Raw genomic sequence first — 16367 nt, forward strand, 5'->3', positions numbered from 1 at the left:
ACACGCGGTTCGAGCGGTTGCCGTACCGACCCATGCCTTGTGAAAGAGAGATCCACGTGTCCGAGCACGAAAGTCCCGAGCTCATCGACCTGTTCACCGCGTACACCGCCGGGCCGGGCTCCATCGGCGCGCATCTGCGCGTCTCGGCCGCCCGGGCACACGCCCGCGACCCCCTTCTGGTGGTGACCGGGGCCGACATGGCGCTCTATCCGGGCGACGGGCGGCCGCTGACGGTCCTCCCCTACCGGCTGAGCAATCGCGGCTTCAAGGAACTGGCCGCCGTCTCTCATCTGGGTACGGCACTTGCCTCGCTCGTCGAGTTGTACCGCCACGACCCCGGCGGTGTGTGGCGGGCCGATGCCGAGAACCTGCTGCTCCAGGTGCGGCGTTCCCGTGCGGCGAACAGCACGGCTCTGTGGCGTGACCGGATCGCGGCCGTCTCCCACCGGGGCCGGGAGGAGGCCATCGCGACGATGGTCGACTACGCCTGCGCCGTGACCGAGCGGTATCTCCTGCGCGCGCTGGCCGACACCTCCCTCCTCAACCACCGGACGCTGCGCGAGGAGTACCTGGAGGACGGTCATCCGGACCTTCCGGTGTCCTTCAACCGGATCATGGTCGCCACGTTCTTCCTCGTCGGAATGGACAACGCGCACCGGCTCATCGCCTGGTGCGACGCCCAGGACATCGACTGGGCACGCGCCATGGTGGTGGTCGTCGGGCAGATAGGGCGCCCCACCGCCGGGGTGACCTGGCGTACGAACGGTGTCGCCGGCACCGTACTGGCCGCCTCGCGGCACACCCTGCCGCTGGACCGCCTCTACATCGCCCCGCACGCACGGGGATTCGCCACGCCCGTCGGCGGAGACCTCAGCGAGGTCGAGGAACTGGAGCCGGTGCTGCGGCAGTTGTGGGCGGGCACCAGGGTCACGGTCGAGCTCGGCGGGGCGATGTTCGAGGGCTATCCGGCGTTCTCCCCCGGCGACGACCGCCCCGGGCTCCTGGGCGAGCGGACGGTCACCCGGGCCGACGAGGTCATCACCGAACAGCCCCGCATCCGCTCACCCAAGGACTGGTTCACGCTCGTCACCCGGCTGCGCCTGGTCATGGAGGACCCCCGCCAACTGCTGTCCGGCGCCGTCACCGACTACGCGGCCCAGCAGCTCATCGAGCACGGCAACGATCCACTCGCCGTGACCGTCCCCGGCCTCGATGACGAGCCCTACCCCGCCTACGGCTCCATCTCCGCCGCGGCCTGACCCGAAAGCGACTCCGCCATGACCCAACACCCCTTCTCCGGCGGGTTCCTGGAGCGTCTGCACTCAGGCGAACCCACCCTCATGCTCACCGTCCGCACCAGCCGCACCACGGACGTCGTCCACATCGCCCGCTCGACCGGCCACCACAGCATCCTCGTCGACCTCGAACACTCCACCATGTCGACCGATGTCGCCGCCCAGCTGTGCGCGGCGGCCGACAGCCTCGGGCTCACGGCGCTGGTGCGCGTCCCCGAGCGCGAGTACGGGATGATCGGCCGGATGCTGGACGGCGGCGCCCACGGGATCATCGCGCCGCGCATCGAAACGGTGGAGGAGGCGCGCGACATCGCCCGCGCCTGCCGCTTCGCACCACGCGGCCAGCGTTCCCAGACCAACATGGTCCCCCAGCTCGGGATGCGCCCCATCGCCGCACAGGAGCTCAACCCCGCCCTGGACGACGCCACGATCGTGCAGATCCTCCTGGAGACACCCGCCGGCATCGCGAACGCGGACGAGATCGCCGCCCTGGACGGCGTGGACATGCTGTCCCTCGGCGCGAACGACTTCACCGCGGAACTCGGTGTGCCAGGGCAGTTCGGCGATCCGCGTGTCCGCGACGCCGTCGAGAGGCTGGCGGACGCCTGCCACAAGCACGGAAAACTCATGGTCCTCGGCGGCATCGGCGACCCGGCGATCCTCGACACGCTCGTCCCCCTGGGGGTGTGCCCGCTGCGCATCACCGGAACCGACAGCGCCTTTCTCTTCGAGGGCGCGCAGGCACGCGCCCGGCAGGCGCTCTCCACCTGCCTCCCCTAGCCCCCACCCGGATGCGCAGTTGCGCCAAGAATCAGGACGGATGATGACCGCAGACCTTCCCCAGCCGACCCCCATGCGCCCCGCGGAGAGCAACACCAAGCCTCGCTTCGAGGTGCCCCCGGGCAGTTGCGACACCCACTTCCACGTCTTCGAGCCCGGTTTCACCGCGGTGCCGAACCCGCTGTACGGGTTCCCCGACGGCACTCTCCAGCAGTATCTGCGGATGACCGAATGGCTCGGCATCGAGCGCATGGTCCTCGTGCAGCCCACGTACTACGGCACCGACAACAGCCTGCTCACCGACGTCCTGAGGAAGGCCGGCCCGCGCTGCCGTGGCGTCGTACGCATCGAGGAGGACACCCCCGACAAGGAGCTCGACGAGTTCCACGAGCTGGGTGTGCGGGCGATCCGCCTGGACCTGTTCGCCCGGGCGTCCCAGCCGACCGCCGACATCATCGCGTACGTCCGCAGGATGGCGGACCGTGCCCGTCCGCGCGGCTGGCACCTGCAGTTCTACACGCCGGGGACCGTCGTACGGGATCTGCTGCCGTTCTTCGCTGACCTCGAGGACACCTTCGTCATCGACCACATGGGATACATGAAGGAATCGGACGGGCTGACGCAGGCGGACTTCGACCGTCTGGTGCGGGTCCTCGACGGAGGCAGCTGCCACATCAAGCTCTCCGGGGCTTACCGCATCGCGAAGGACAAACCGCTGTCCACCGTCGAGCCCCTGGGCCGGGCGCTGGTCGCGGCCCGGCCCGACCGCCTCGTGTGGGGATCGGACTGGCCGCATCTGACCGACGGTCAGCGGGACACCGGCGAACTGCTCAACCTGCTGGCCGACTGGGCTCCCGACGCGTCCGACCGCCACCGGATCCTGGTCGACTCCCCCGCCAGGCTGTTCTACACGGACTGACCGCTGTCGGGAGAAGCGCCGCGGAAATCGCCGTACAAATTGCGCAACGTATTCGGGGTATTGCTGAGCAGATTGAACAGTCTGCTCAGATTTCACTGGACCTCTTGCACAGGCCGCGTCGAGCGTCTGTGCTGGTCCTGGCCAGGCGCTGCGGCAGCGGCGCGTTCCGGCCCACTTCACGTTCCTCCGTGGCGGCTCGCGCCATGGGCCTGATCCATGCAAGGAGAACTCCGTCATGAGCATCGAGCAGACCCTCACCAGCCAGGAGCGCCTGGCCGAGCTCGACCTGACGCAGCTGCAGCAGCTGGTCGGCCTGGTGGACTACGACCCCTCCAGCGACCCATTTCCGGTGACCGGCTGGGACGCGGTGGAGTGGGTGGTCGGCAACGCCACGCAGACCGCGCACTTCTACCAGTCGGCGTTCGGCATGCAGTTGATCGCCTACTCCGGGCCGGAGACGGGCAACCGCGACCACCAGGCGTACGTCCTGCGCAGCGGTGCGATCCGCTTCGTCTTCAAGGGTGCGGTGGATCCGAGCAGTCCTCTGACCGACGCCCATCGCGAGCACGGCGACGGAGTGATCGACATCGCGCTGGAGGTACCGGACGTCGACCGGTGCGTCGCGCACGCGCGGGCGCAGGGAGCCACCGTGGTGGAGGAGCCGCACGATGTCGGCGACGAGCACGGCACCGTCCGCCGGGCGGCGATCGCCGCGTACGGCAAGACCCGGCACACGCTGATCGACCGCTCCCGCTACAACGGGCCCTACCTGCCCGGATATGTGGCTCGCACGTCCTCGTACGTGAAGCGGCCCGGCGCACCGCGGCGCATCTTCCAGGCTCTGGACCACGTGGTGGGCAATGTCGAGCTCGGCAAGATGGACGAGTGGGTGGACTTCTACAACCGGGTCATGGGCTTCACGAACATGGCCGAGTTCATCGGGGACGACATCGCCACCGAGTACTCGGCGCTGATGAGCAAGGTGGTGGCCAACGGCAACCACCGGGTGAAGTTCCCGCTGAACGAGCCGGCGGTGGCGAAGAAGAAGTCGCAGATCGACGAGTTCCTGGAGTTCTACCAGGGCCCCGGAGCACAGCATCTGGCGCTGGCCACCAACGACATCATCGCCTCGGTCGACGCCCTGCGCGCCGAGGGAGTGGACTTTCTGGCGACCCCCGATTCGTACTACGAGGACCCGGAGTTGCGTGCCCGGATCGGCGAAGTGCGGGTCCCGGTGGAGGAGTTGCAGCGGCGGGGCATCCTCGTCGACCGGGACGAAGACGGCTATCTGCTGCAGATCTTCACCAAGCCGCTCGGCGACCGCCCGACCGTCTTCTTCGAACTCATCGAGCGGCACGGCTCGCTCGGGTTCGGCAAGGGCAACTTCCAGGCCCTGTTCGAGGCGATCGAGCGCGAGCAGGCCAAGCGCGGCAACTTCTGAAGCCGGGAGCACCGACCCTGGCCCACCATCGACAAGTAGGCCAAGTGCCTTACTCTGCAACGGAGTTGACTCCATGACCTGGCTCGACCTGCCACCCGACAACCTGTTCGGAATCGACAATCTGCCCTACGGAGTGTTCTCACCAGCCGGTGGCGCGCCCCGTGTCGGAGTCCGGGTCGGCGAGCAGGTGCTCGATCTGGCGGCCGCCCTCGACGATCCGGTCTTCGCCAGGCCGTCGCTGAACGCCTTCATGGCACAGGGCCGCACGCGCTGGACGCAGGTCCGGGCACGGGTGACCGAATTGTTGAGGGACAACCGCCACCAGCGGGCCACCGCTCCGCATCTGCACCGGCTCGAGGACATACGGCTGCATCTGCCCTTCCAGGTGGCCGATTACGTCGACTTCTACGCGAGCGAGCACCACGCGACGAACCTGGGACGCCTCTTCCGTCCTGGAAGCGACCCGCTCACCCCCAACTGGAAGCATCTGCCCATCGGTTACCACGGCCGGGCCGGCACGGTCGTCGTGTCGGGTACCCCGGTCGTGCGCCCGCGGGGACAGCGCAAGAGCCCCGAGGCGGCCTCGCCGGAATTCGGTCCCACCCGGCGCCTGGACATCGAGGCCGAGGTGGGATTCGTCGTCGGCACCGGCTCACGGCAGGGAGAGCCGGTGTCCGTGGCCGACTTCCGCGAACGGGTCTTCGGGGTCTGCCTCGTCAACGACTGGTCCGCGCGTGACCTGCAGGCATGGGAGTACGTTCCTCTCGGACCGTTTCTGGGCAAGTCGTTCGCGACCTCCGTCTCGCCCTGGGTCGTTCCCCTGGACGCTCTGGACGCCGCCTGGACCAGCCCGCCCGAGCGAGACCCCGAACCGCTTCCCTATCTCACCGACACCGGCAAGCAGGGCCTGGACCTGAACCTGGACGTCCACCTCAACGGCCACCTCATCTCCTCGCCCCCGTTCGCCTCGATGTACTGGACCGGCGCGCAGATGCTGGCCCACATGACGGCCAACGGAGCCTCCACCCGCACCGGTGACCTCTACGCCTCGGGCACCGTCAGCGGACCCCATGCCGACGAGTGCGGGTCCCTCATCGAACTCACGGCCGCAGGCGCCAACCCGCTGGTCTTGCCGGACGGATCGACCCGCGCCTTCCTGCAGGACGGTGACGAGGTGACCGTCAGCGGAACCGCGCCCGGCCCGCGAGGCGGACGGATCGGACTTGGGGACGTCACCGGCCGGATCCTGCCCGTCGGAGACGAATCCTGACGGCCCAGGTCAGCGTGAGCGCTGCCGAGAGGGAGGACGTGTCGTTTCTCCTCTTCGACCGCCGCAGCGGCCGGGGCAGCGAGAAAGGCGTGAGCAAGCATGGCCGGGGCGATGTGGCGATACCAGGCGGTACAGCGGCAGACCTCGTACTCGTCCAGGCCGGGTCAGCTCCTTTCGAGCTTCCCTTCAACCGTTGGCGAATCGACCAAATACGCTAGACCGTCACCCTCGACGGTAACCGTAACGGATACGTCCAAACACCCGTCACCGGGTTCAATAATCTCATCTACGGTCAGCGAATCCTCCGTCGAAGTATAGAGACGCCAGGTCCCTCTGCATTTCAAATCCACATACTCAACCTGAGCCACGGTGTCCCCGACATCGCCCTGGTTGATCACAAGTTCCACGATGTAGTGCTGTCCGCCTTGCGTAAGCAGTCCACGCCAGGAACCAATGAACGGCTGAGGAATTTCCCCCTCAACCGTCTCGGGCGAGATTTTCGCATCCACTGGGGAAGAAGCCGTTCCAGTGAGTCCCGCCGAACTCGCTGAAGCTGAGGCCGCACCCGAAGGGGCAATCGGCGATGGAACCACCGTCACGCCATTGGGACTTGGAGAGATAACCTTGTTACCCTCTGTAGATTTTTCACCATCCCGTGGGAATAGATACGGAAGCAATGCAACTATCAATCCAAGGACGGGCAAAACGATGCTACCGATTATCACAGCTCTTGAGTGACCGCCACTTGATCCAGGGCCACCACTGGCTCCTCCTGTCACACCCCACCCCCGTGTCACACATTTGCCCTACGCGAATCTTCACCTCACGGCATGCGCCCTGCCACGTGAAATCGCTACTCCCACCACGACGAGCAGACAGCAGGGTACGAACGTAGCCCCCCTGTCCTTATTTCAGGGCACTACATGCGAAACACGCCCACCCCGCATGACTTCGGCTACTCTCAGGGGATCTCGCAACGCGCCGGGGGCATTCCGCGGTGGTCCCAGGCGGACAAGGTGTACCGCGCCATCTGCCCCATGGGCAGCGGAAAGACCCTGCGGTTCTTCGCGTCGACCGTCCACAACTGGGCAGGCCCGGTCGCTGCTACCTCGCCCAATGCCCGACGACATCGCGATCCCGTCGGAAGCGATTGCCCAGGCCACCGTGTTCGCCGTCGAAGATGAGCCGGCCGACCTGCGGGCCGCAGAGAAGGACGCACGGCGAGTTCTTCGCCGACTTGCCTCGAAGGCCTTGCTGGTGAAGACCGATCCGGTCCGGGCCATCTACAGATCAGCCGTCCAAGGCGGAGAGCCAACGGCCGGACGCTCTGACCGTGCGTAACGAGACCTCACGACCCTGCTCCCCGGGCCAAGGTCGAAGCAGTGCCAACCAGCGCCAACCCGGTTGGGTGGCGAGTGCGGGATCGACGGTGTCCGGCGCCACGACCGTCGCACATTAGCGTTCGACCTGGCGAGCCCCCTTGCCTCCGACGTCCTCCTTAGTCCGGATCGAGCTTGAGACCGAGGGGGAAATCGGTGAAGCCGAGTTCCTCGCGAAGTCCCATATGCTCACGGGGCAGTTGGTATGAACAGTCCATTCAGGGGGCGCGGAACCACATGGCCGACGAGATCAAGTACGAGTACAAGATCGTGCGGACAGTTCGCGGCACCGACGGCTTGGTGATTTCGAAGATGCAGAAGGATGGGTGGGAGCTTGCGGATCAGGCCCAGGGCACGCTTCGCTCCACCCTCAGCTTCCGTCGGCCGAAGAAGCCGCAGCCGTGGCTCCTGATCGGCGCGGCGGCGGCCGTCCTTGTGATCCTGGCCATCGTCATCGGCGTTGCCTCCGCACTCAGCGGCGGAGGCGAGAAGAAGGACGAGTCAGACAAGTCGACGACCGCTGCGAGCAAGAAGCCTTCCGCTACGCCGACTCCGACCGCAGCCGAGTCGGCTGCCACTGAGGTGATCACGCCTCAGAACAGCCCGGAGTTCGCGGCGCTGCTGCAGGCGGACTACTGCGACGACGCGAACCTGGACTTCGCGACCAGGCACAAGGGCGAGACGGTCGCGTTCAACGGCTCCATCGTGAACATGGCGCCCCACGGTGACGACGACACCCGCTACGACTTCCTCCTGGGTCCAGGCGACAAGGGACCGAACACGACGGTCGGCCCGGCCTTCAAGTACGAGGACGTCAACGTCTTTGATCTGAAACTGACCGGCAAGAAGATCCCCGTCGCCGTCGACGCAGGCGACAAGTTCCGCTTCGTCGCCGAGGTGCGCGATTTCAACGCGGACTCGTGCCTCTTCTTCCTCGACCCGGTCTCGACGGAAGTCCGGTAGTCAGATGGGCAGCCGCGGACAGTAGCACCCGTCGATCCACAGGTCTTGATTATCCGAGACCCGGACCGTTAGGTGAACTGGCGATTTCGTGTCATTCGTGCCCCACGTCGGCCGTCCACGAGCCTTTTCCAGGCCGCCATTGGCGCGGGGCCGACGAGGCGGACCTCGTTGGCGTTCCACACGCCGCTCCTGTCGAGCCCGTTGAGCGCTGCCGACTACATCAGAGGAAGGGGCGGATTCGGAAGACATCTACCCTCCAACGGTCAGCGTCAGCGGAGAGGACCCGTAACAACAGCCAGCGCGGATTCCCCAGTTGCGGTCGAGGGTCCAGGGCCGGCGCACACGGCTTTGGACGCACTCCCTGCGAGCCGTGGCCGTGCTGCACAGTCCGGGACAGAACCCGCGCTGAAGGCCGCGGTGGACCGGGGGCATCTTTGGGGCCGGCTTGCCAGGGCGTGGATCATGGTCCCGTGATGAAGTGGACGAAGGAGACGCCCCCGGTCGGGCAGTCCGAGCATGAGCCGGAACTCTCGGCCTACCAGCGGGCAATGCGGAAGCGGCTTCTCGCGGCCCCTGTGGTGCCCGCGCCCGGACCCTGGCGGCCCATCTTCGAGTACGAGTATGGCGTCCCTGTCGGCGGGCTGCTCGGGATCGGCTTCGCGACGGACCCCGATACCGGCCACGATCTGGTGATGGTCGTCTCGCACGACGGGCACGGTCTCTTCGACGCCGTCACCGGCGAGAAGATCGCCAGGAACCGCGACCCCGCTCCCGAGGACAGCACCCCCGACGCAGTCGCCGACCTGTCCTGCCCCGGGCTGGGGCCGATCGCTGGAAGCCGCGTACGCATCGCCGGACTCTTCGGCGGCGGGCTGCACACCACCACCGAGGACGGCTGGACCCTGGAAGTCGTCACCCCGGCCTGGCTGAACGAACAAGTGCTGCTGTCCAGCGACGGCGGGCTCCCGCATTCGGGCCCGCACGGAGCGGAATGATGGCACATCTTCCACTCGAACTACTCCACATTCCGTACAGCCGGCTTCTCACCCTCCGGCCGAACGATCGCCGTAGCAACGAGCAGCGACCTCTCCCTGTGGACCCGCAGTACGGACGACCGTCACGCCGACGTCTGAGACATGGCCGAGTTCGGTGGAAGAACGAAAGGAGGCGGAGTTGAGCGGCACAGGTGTGTGGATCGTCGGCTCGTTGCCTGACCAGGAGGTACGGAATCTGCAGAGCGCTTCGGTTCAGAACTCGGCGCCGGCACCGGTCCGCTGTAACGAGCCTCGGGAGCTGGCCTGGTGGCGAAGCAAGGCGCAGGCGGCGTCCATGTTCACTCCGTCGACGAGTTCCCCCGGCGATTGGAGCGCCGACGAGGACGCCGTCCGGCTGAGCGCATTCCTGGACGCCTGCCGCGACGACTCCGCCCGACGGCCGAATCCCGCGTCGGTGCCGCTACCTCATCGGAAACAAGGATGCGCCGACAGCGCTTGGCGGCTACAACGGCATGTATGACGGTCTTCTACTGCACGAAGTGCGGAGTTGAACTCACGCCGGACTTGGTGAAGCAGCCCTCCGTCCCGGAAGTCTCGGACCGTGACAAAGATCGGGACAAGGAAACGGGACTGGGCCCCTCCACTGTGCCGCGAGGGCTCTATGCCGTTGATCCCGAGCCGTGGGGCGCACCGTTCACCCCGCCGGCCGACGAACCTCGGCCACACCATCCGCGGCAACTACTCATGCCACCCGCGCTTACCGACTGGGCCCCGGCCGGTCCGAGGAACAGCTTCGTCGTGCATCCACAAGACGTACCCGCTCTGAGGCTGCTGGATCAGGTTGGCTCGCACGGGGGTTGTTGCGGCCCGCTCGGCACCGGGGGCCGCAACATGTCCTGTGGATGCGGGGTCCTTGTCGCCACCCTCGCTGCCGACTGCATGGGTCCGTACGAACTCCACCTGGATCCTGCGCAAGTGTGGGCGTTCGATACCAAAGGGTCGGAGGGATGAACGGCCGTCCTGTGGCAGCGCATGCTGCTGAACTGGAACCACTCAGGTGTCACCTCCGTCACTCCTCGTTCGACTTCGATGTGGGGCCCGGGTGGCGTGCCCTTGTACTGCGGTGCCACGAGGCGGTTGTCGCGGCGTTTCCCGAGTACGAGCTTCTGGCGGTGAAGCAGAAGTGGGCGGCCCTAGCCTTCCAGGCATTTCCTCGACCGTGGAAGCCGGGTGGAAACTGGACGTCCGACGAGGCGGCCAGGCTCGACTCACTGGTGGCCGAGTTCACGGCCGCCAGCGAGCACATCTGCGAGCGTTGCGGCAACGCTGGAACGCTGCGCGAAACCCGGCCGATCGAGTTGACTCTCTGTGATGCGTGCGAGTCCTGCGTGGGACCGGACGGCCGCATATAGGCGAATCTTGCTTCAAGCCAACCAAAGGTTTGTGAGCGCGGCTTGACATGGGTCATCAAGCAGCGTTCGCAGACCCTAGGGGCACGCATGTGACGCTTTGTCTGGCCAACTGCCTTGGGCGTCCGCTGGAGTGTGGATCGTGGTCATGAACCCTTGGCAGAGTGCCGGTCGGGCCACAAGTCCTGCTCTGGCCCTCGAGGCACGGGAAACGGCGCGCACCGTCAGCTCGTTTCCCACAGCCTCACCGTTGTGTCGACGCCGCAGCCGGCGAGCATCCGTCCGTCCGGGCTGAACGCCAGACCCCGTACGGCCTTGCGGTGGCCGGCGAGATGGGCGGCCGGGGTCAGGTGCGTGGGGTCGGTGACATCCCACAGGGTCACGGCCGCGTTCTCGCACCCGGAGGCCAGCAACCGGCCGCCCGGACTGAACGCCACCGCATACATCTGCCCCGTGTCCCCAAGTCTGGCCAGGGGGAGGGTGCCTGTGCCCGTCTTCACGGGATGTGCCGGGTCGGTGGCGTCCCACACCGTGACGGCTCCTTGCCGCCACGACCCGTAGGTGCCGGAGACAACACCCAGATCCCCGCTGCCGGTGGCCAGTAGCCGCCCGTCATGACTGAATCCCACCGAATGGACGGCAGGCGCCCCGCCCGAGGACAACGCCTTGGGCCAATCGCGGGCCTGCGGTCGGACGACGGCGGTTCGGACCGGATGCGTCGGCTCGTTGACATCCCACAGGACCCCGGTGTTCTTGTCGCCGTCGGAACCCGAGGCCAGTAACCGTCCGTCGGGGCTGAACATCACCGATACGACGGGACCTGACCGCCAGACATGCCGATGGTGGGTGACACGGGCGCACCGGCTCGGCCGTGCCGGGTCGGAGACATCCCAGACGATCACGGCGCGGTCGCTGGCACAGGCGATGAACCGTCCGTCCGGGCTGAAACTCACCGCGTGGACACCACCTTGCCGCCAGCCGTCGCGAAACAACCAACCGGGGCGTTCATGGACAAGGACCGCCGACCGGGTCGGGTTCGCCAGGTCCGTGACGTCCCAGAGAATCACGCTCCAGTCGGTGCTCCCGGACGCCAGTAGCCGTCCGTCAGGGCTGAACGCCACCGCGTTCACCGCTCTGTGATGGCCGGTGAGGCCGACGGCCCGGGTCGGGTGGGATGCATCCGTGACATGCCAGAGAACCACGGTCCTGTCGCTGCTCCCGGACGCCAGCAGCCGTCCGTCAGGGCTGAACGCCACCGCGTTCACCGCTCTGCCGTGCCCGCTGAGGGTAGCGGCCGGTCCCCGCGGCGGAGGTGGCGACGGCCGTCCCAGGAATGCCATGGTGCAGTCTCGCGCGACCCGGCATCCCGCGGAAGGCGGAGCGCTGGCTTCCGCTGCCCGGCCGTGCAACGGTGCCGACGGATCTGCGCGCCCGGCCCGTGAACACAACGATGTCCGTGTGTGTCGCCGACAGGAGCGCCCTGGGAGGCGAGCCTGCGCTGAACGGGTCAGAACGGAGGCTCATCCATGAAGCCCCCGGTCCAGTCGCCGCCACGGACATGTTGCGTCCGCGCGGCAATGTCGGCGGCGGTCTCCAGTGCGGTGGTCTCGTATCTCCAGTTCCTGAGTGCGTCCAGGCAGCGGCTACGGCTGTAGCGGTCGGTGCTGTCAGTCAGGAGGCGACGGACGTGGCGTCCAACTTCGTCCCGGAGGCAGGTGAGGTCGGGATGCTCGATCAAGGGGACGGCGGCAGTGACGGCGGCATCACGCACGTCTGTGTCTTCGTCACCCAGGAAGGAGGAAACGGCCCGATAGAACGCGGGGCGGTGGTCCCGAAAGGCGCGCATTTCGGGATAGTCGGCGAGGCAGTCGCCGTTGAAGCCGCGTCCGCCGATGGCAAGGCACTCGTCATCGGCATCGTAGGCAAGCGATCCGAGCCAGTTCAACGCGAGACAGGGCGGCGGGGAGGAATCCGCCATCACCTCTGGCCGTGCCGAGTGACGCCCAATCCGTGCCGTCCAACAACGCCTGGTGGTGGGGTAGTCCATCGGAGGTGTAGCCGCCACTCTCCGGATTCTCGCTGGTCACGAGGCAAAGATTACGACGCTTGGCGCATCGCCCGGGCGTGCCTTGCGGCCGGCCACTGGGCAGTCTGGGCTCTGGTGCAAATGGTCTGTGAGCGCGCCTTGACGTGAGTCATCAATCCGCATTGGCAGGCTCTTACCCCTCGCCCATGGGTGAGGCTGCGGACGGGTGGGCGCACCACCGACGGACCAACCCCAGCCTCACCCTTGACCACAGATGGTACAGACCAATAGCTTCCGGGCATGCGTCGAAGACTCCTCAGCAGGCTGGCACTTGTCGCCTGCGCCGCGTCCCTTCCGGTCACTCTCCTCGCCACGGCGCCCGCGTCGGCCGATGGCCCTCGGACTTCCCACTCCCCCGCGTACAAGAGCGTCGGCTACTTCACCCAATGGGGTGTCTACGGCCGCGACTTCCAGGTCGCCGACCTCGAGGCGAGCGGAGCGGCGTCTCGTCTCACTCACATCAACTACGCGTTCGGCAACGTCAGTTCGGACGGCAAGTGCTTCACGGGGAACATCCCCGGGGAGGCCGACGCCTGGGCGGACTACGTGCGCCCGCTGGACGCCGAGAACTCCGTGGACGGCGTCGCCGACACCGACACGCAGCCGCTGGCGGGCAACTTCAACCAGCTTCGGGAGCTCAAGGCGGAAAATCCCGGACTGAAGGTGATGATCTCCCTCGGCGGCTGGAGCTGGTCCACCCACTTCTCCGACGCGGCGCGAACGGCCGCCTCCCGCAAGGCTTTTGTGGCCTCGTGCCTCGACCTGTACATCAAGGGCAACCTTCCTGTCGACGGAGCACGCGGCGGCCAGGGCGCCGCCGCCGGACTGTTCGACGGTGTGGATCTGGACTGGGAGTGGCCGGGCTCCGCCGGTGACACCGACACCGTCTACCGCCCCGAAGACAAGCAGAACTTCACCGCGCTCGTACGCGAGTTCCGGCGGCAGCTCGACGCCTACGCGACCACCCAGAAGAAGGGCAGGCACTACGAGCTCTCGGCGTTCGTACCGACCGCCCCCGCGAAGATCGACGCAGGATTCGAGGTACCCCGCATCATGCGGGACCTGGACTTCGTCAACCTTCAGGGCTACGACTTCCACGTCTCCGGCGAGGCGACCACGAACCAGCAGTCCGCGCTGTACGCCAAGGACGACTTCAGCGTCGACCAGACCGTCGACGCATGGCTCCAACGGGGCGCACCGGCCCGCAAGTTGGTCGTGGGCATGCCCTTCTACGGGCAGGGCTGGACCGGCGTGACCGGGGGCGGCGACGGCCTCAACCAGCCCGCGACGGCCCCCGCGCCGGCGACCTGGCAGGCGGGGTACGAGGACTACGAGGCGCTCAAGAAGCTCGCGGACTCGGGGACGTACACCGTTCATCGGGACCGCAGAAACGGCCATGCCTGGCTCTTCGACGGCACGACCCTGTGGACCTACGACGATCCGCAGGTCCTCAAGACCAAAACCGCCTACATCCGCCACCACCGACTCGGCGGGGCGATGTTCTGGTCGCTCGACGGGGACACCCCTGACGGCGAGTTGATCCGCGCCGTGGACACGGGGCTCACCCAGCGCTGAGCCGCGCTCTTCCCAACTACGCAGTCAACTCCGGGCTCCGAGGGTGAGGCGGTGGCAGACCACCGCCTCACCCTTGCGCGGGGCGGGGTGAGTTCGGATCTGTTGGGTGCCGGGGCACGGGCGCGGCCTGGAGTCCGTAAAACTTTTGAAAGTGGGGGAAGCTGTTCTGTTTCGTGGGTTCCTGCGGCAGGATGACGCCAACACGCCCCCCAGCGTGTCCATGCCAGTACAAGGAGCCGCAACCTTGAACACCGTGCAGCGACACTGGACTCCCAGCAGATCTCGCCCCCTTGTCGGACTACTGGTTCTCGCCGTTCTCTCCGCCTGCCTCGGCCTGCTCGGCGCACCGGCCGCAACCGCGCAGGCGGTGGGCGCGGCGAGATCCACGGTCGTGGACGTCACGGACTTCGGCGCCGATCCCGGCGGGCACTCCGACTCGGCGCCCGCGGTGAAGGCGGCACTCCGGCACGCCAAGACCATGAAGGGGCCGGTCAGAGTGGTGTTCCCGCGGGGCACCTACCAGGTGTACCCGGAGAGCGCCGAGGTGCGCGAGCTGTATGTGTCGAACACCGTCGGCGCGGATCAGCGGTACCGCGACAAGTCGATCGGGCTGCTCATCGAGGACATGCGCGATGTGGTGGTGGACGGCCGCGGGTCGACACTGCTGTTCCACGGACTGCAGACGGCGTTCGCGAGCATCCGCTCGCACAACGTCACCTTCACCGGCTTCACCTTCGACTACGTCGCGCCGAAGGTCATCGACGCCACGGTCCGCACGGCCGGGGTGGAGAACGGACACGCCTACCGGATCCTGAGCGTGCCGGCCGACAGCCCGTACACCGTGGCGGACAACAAGGTGACCTGGCTCGGAGAGACCAGCCCGGTGACCGGACAGCCGTACTGGTCCGGCGTGAACGGCCTTGAGTACACCCAGATCACGGATCCGGTCGCGCAGCGGTCCTGGCGGGGTGACAACCCGCTGTTCAGCGACGTGACATCGATGTCCGACCTGGGCGGGCAGCGCATACGGATCGACTACGCGACCTCCTCCAAGCCCTCGGACCAGGGGCTGGTGTACCAGATGCGGCAGATCGAGCGGGAGCAGCCCGGAGCGTTCATCTGGGAGTCCTCCAACGTCACGGTCCGCAATCTGGTCGCCCGCGAGCTCCAGACCTTCGGCCTGGTCGGGCAGTTCAGCGAGAACATCACCATCGACCGGGTCGACTTCTCGCCGGACCCGGACTCCGGGCGTGCCACCGCCGGGTTCGCCGACTTCATCCAGATGTCCGGGATCAAGGGCAAGGTGTCGATCACCAATTGCGTCTTCGACGGTCCGCACGACGACCCGATCAATATCCACGGCACCTATCTGCAGGTCGCGGCGCAGCCCTCGGCGAACAGTCTGACGGTGAGTTACAAGCATCCGCAGACTGCCGGGTTCCCGCAGTTCTACGTCGGTGACACGGTCGAGCTGGTCGACAGCGCGACGATGCGCCCGGTTCCCGGCGGCACGGCGAAGGTGACCGCCGTCGACGGGCCGAGCGGGCAGGACCACGACACCTCGCTGACGGACATGACGATCACTCTGGACCGGCCGGTGCCCGACGGGGTCAAGATCGGCGGCACGGTCGTGGAGAACACGACGTACACGCCGAGCGTACGAATCGCCGGCAACATTTTCCGCAACGTGCCGACGCGCGGGATCCTCGTGACCACCCGCAAGCCCGTCGTGATCGAGAACAACCGCTTCGAGCGGACGACGATGGCGGCCATCTACATCTCCGCCGACGCCTACCAGTGGTACGAGTCGGGAGCGGTCTCGGATGTCCTCATCCGCCGCAACACCTTTGTGAGTTCGACCGGTCCGGTCATCTTCGTGGAGCCGACCAATCAGGTGCTGAACGCCGCGGAGCCGGTGCACCGCGGCATCCGGATCGAGCGGAACACGTTCGAAGTCGGCGATGTCACCGTGGTCGACGCCAAGAGCGTCGGCGGGCTGTCGTTCACGGACAACGTGATCCGGCGCGCCGCGGGCGCCACGACGCCGTACTCCTCCCGGCTGTACGTCTTCCGGGGCTCGGACGACGTGCTCATCGAGGGCAACAGGTACGCCGGTGGGCTCAACGCGCGTGCCGACACGGTGTCCATGGACGCCTCGTCGGTGACCGTTCGCGCGGACGCGGCCCGGGTCAACGCGGACAACGTGCTGCCGGTGCGCGACCGCTAGCGGACCCTGCTCGTCACGTTCGGCCGGG

The 16367-nt window shown here is 67.0% G+C and carries 12 protein-coding genes and 1 pseudogene; 10 read left to right on the forward strand and 3 right to left on the reverse strand.

Translation table 11 applies throughout. The annotated features are described in order from the left end of the window. Positions 1–56 precede the first annotated feature (56 nt). The 5 genes from OG246_RS31725 (at position 57) to fahA (ending at position 5705) form a co-directional block, all read left to right on the forward strand. Positions 57–1259 (forward strand): DUF5624 domain-containing protein, encoded by a 1203-nt coding sequence (locus OG246_RS31725; RefSeq protein ID WP_266471238.1) that lies wholly within the window; start codon positions 57–59, stop codon positions 1257–1259. Between the two features lie 18 nt (positions 1260–1277). Next, positions 1278–2075 carry an HpcH/HpaI aldolase/citrate lyase family protein gene (locus OG246_RS31730; protein ID WP_266471241.1) on the forward strand — a complete coding sequence of 266 codons (798 nt, stop codon included), beginning with the start codon at positions 1278–1280 and terminating at the stop codon, positions 2073–2075. 40 nt (positions 2076–2115) lie between these two features. Beyond that, a complete protein-coding gene (locus OG246_RS31735; RefSeq protein ID WP_266471244.1) occupies positions 2116–2994 on the forward strand; it encodes an amidohydrolase family protein in 879 nt (292 codons plus the stop codon). A 235-nt stretch (positions 2995–3229) separates the two neighbouring features. Then, positions 3230–4435, forward strand: a complete 1206-nt coding sequence (hppD, locus tag OG246_RS31740; RefSeq protein WP_266471247.1) for a 4-hydroxyphenylpyruvate dioxygenase — start codon at positions 3230–3232, stop codon at positions 4433–4435. Positions 4436–4508: 73 nt separating this feature from the next. Beyond that, entirely contained in the window at positions 4509–5705 is a 1197-nt protein-coding gene (gene fahA / locus OG246_RS31745) for a fumarylacetoacetase (protein WP_266471250.1), read from the forward strand. Between the two features lie 164 nt (positions 5706–5869). On the opposite strand, the gene OG246_RS31750 is transcribed toward fahA, so the two are convergent. After that, positions 5870–6430 carry a hypothetical protein gene (locus OG246_RS31750; RefSeq protein WP_266471253.1) on the reverse strand — a complete coding sequence of 187 codons (561 nt, stop codon included), beginning with the start codon at positions 6428–6430 and terminating at the stop codon, positions 5870–5872. A gap of 391 nt (positions 6431–6821) precedes the next feature. Here OG246_RS31750 and OG246_RS31755 point away from each other — a divergent pair, with 391 nt between their 5' ends. From OG246_RS31755 to OG246_RS31765, 3 genes and pseudogenes are all read left to right on the forward strand, one after another. Further along, positions 6822–7046 (forward strand): hypothetical protein, encoded by a 225-nt coding sequence (locus tag OG246_RS31755; protein WP_266471256.1) that lies wholly within the window; start codon positions 6822–6824, stop codon positions 7044–7046. Positions 7047–7321: 275 nt separating this feature from the next. Next, complete coding sequence (locus OG246_RS31760) at positions 7322–8047, forward strand: DUF4839 domain-containing protein (RefSeq protein WP_266471259.1); 726 nt, start codon at positions 7322–7324, stop codon at positions 8045–8047. A 473-nt stretch (positions 8048–8520) separates the two neighbouring features. Then, a pseudogene (locus tag OG246_RS31765) lies at positions 8521–9180 on the forward strand (hypothetical protein). A 1495-nt stretch (positions 9181–10675) separates the two neighbouring features. On the opposite strand, the gene OG246_RS31770 reads toward OG246_RS31765, so the two are convergent. Both OG246_RS31770 and OG246_RS31775 read right to left on the reverse strand, forming a co-directional pair. Beyond that, positions 10676–11791 carry a WD40 repeat domain-containing protein gene (locus OG246_RS31770; RefSeq protein ID WP_323178350.1) on the reverse strand — a complete coding sequence of 372 codons (1116 nt, stop codon included), beginning with the start codon at positions 11789–11791 and terminating at the stop codon, positions 10676–10678. Between the two features lie 167 nt (positions 11792–11958). Further along, complete coding sequence (locus tag OG246_RS31775; RefSeq protein WP_266471265.1) at positions 11959–12429, reverse strand: hypothetical protein; 471 nt, start codon at positions 12427–12429, stop codon at positions 11959–11961. A gap of 348 nt (positions 12430–12777) precedes the next feature. Between OG246_RS31775 and OG246_RS31780 the strand changes: the two genes are divergently transcribed. Continuing rightward, on the forward strand, positions 12778–14112 hold the full coding sequence (locus OG246_RS31780; RefSeq protein WP_266471267.1) for a glycoside hydrolase family 18 protein: 1335 nt from the start codon (positions 12778–12780) through the stop codon (positions 14110–14112). Between the two features lie 253 nt (positions 14113–14365). Beyond that, on the forward strand, positions 14366–16339 hold the full coding sequence (locus OG246_RS31785) for a glycosyl hydrolase family 28-related protein (protein WP_266474884.1): 1974 nt from the start codon (positions 14366–14368) through the stop codon (positions 16337–16339). The last annotated feature ends 28 nt before the right edge of the window (positions 16340–16367 follow it).

It is taken from the genome of Streptomyces sp. NBC_00620, from assembly GCF_026341825.1.
Classification (GTDB): domain Bacteria; phylum Actinomycetota; class Actinomycetes; order Streptomycetales; family Streptomycetaceae; genus Streptomyces.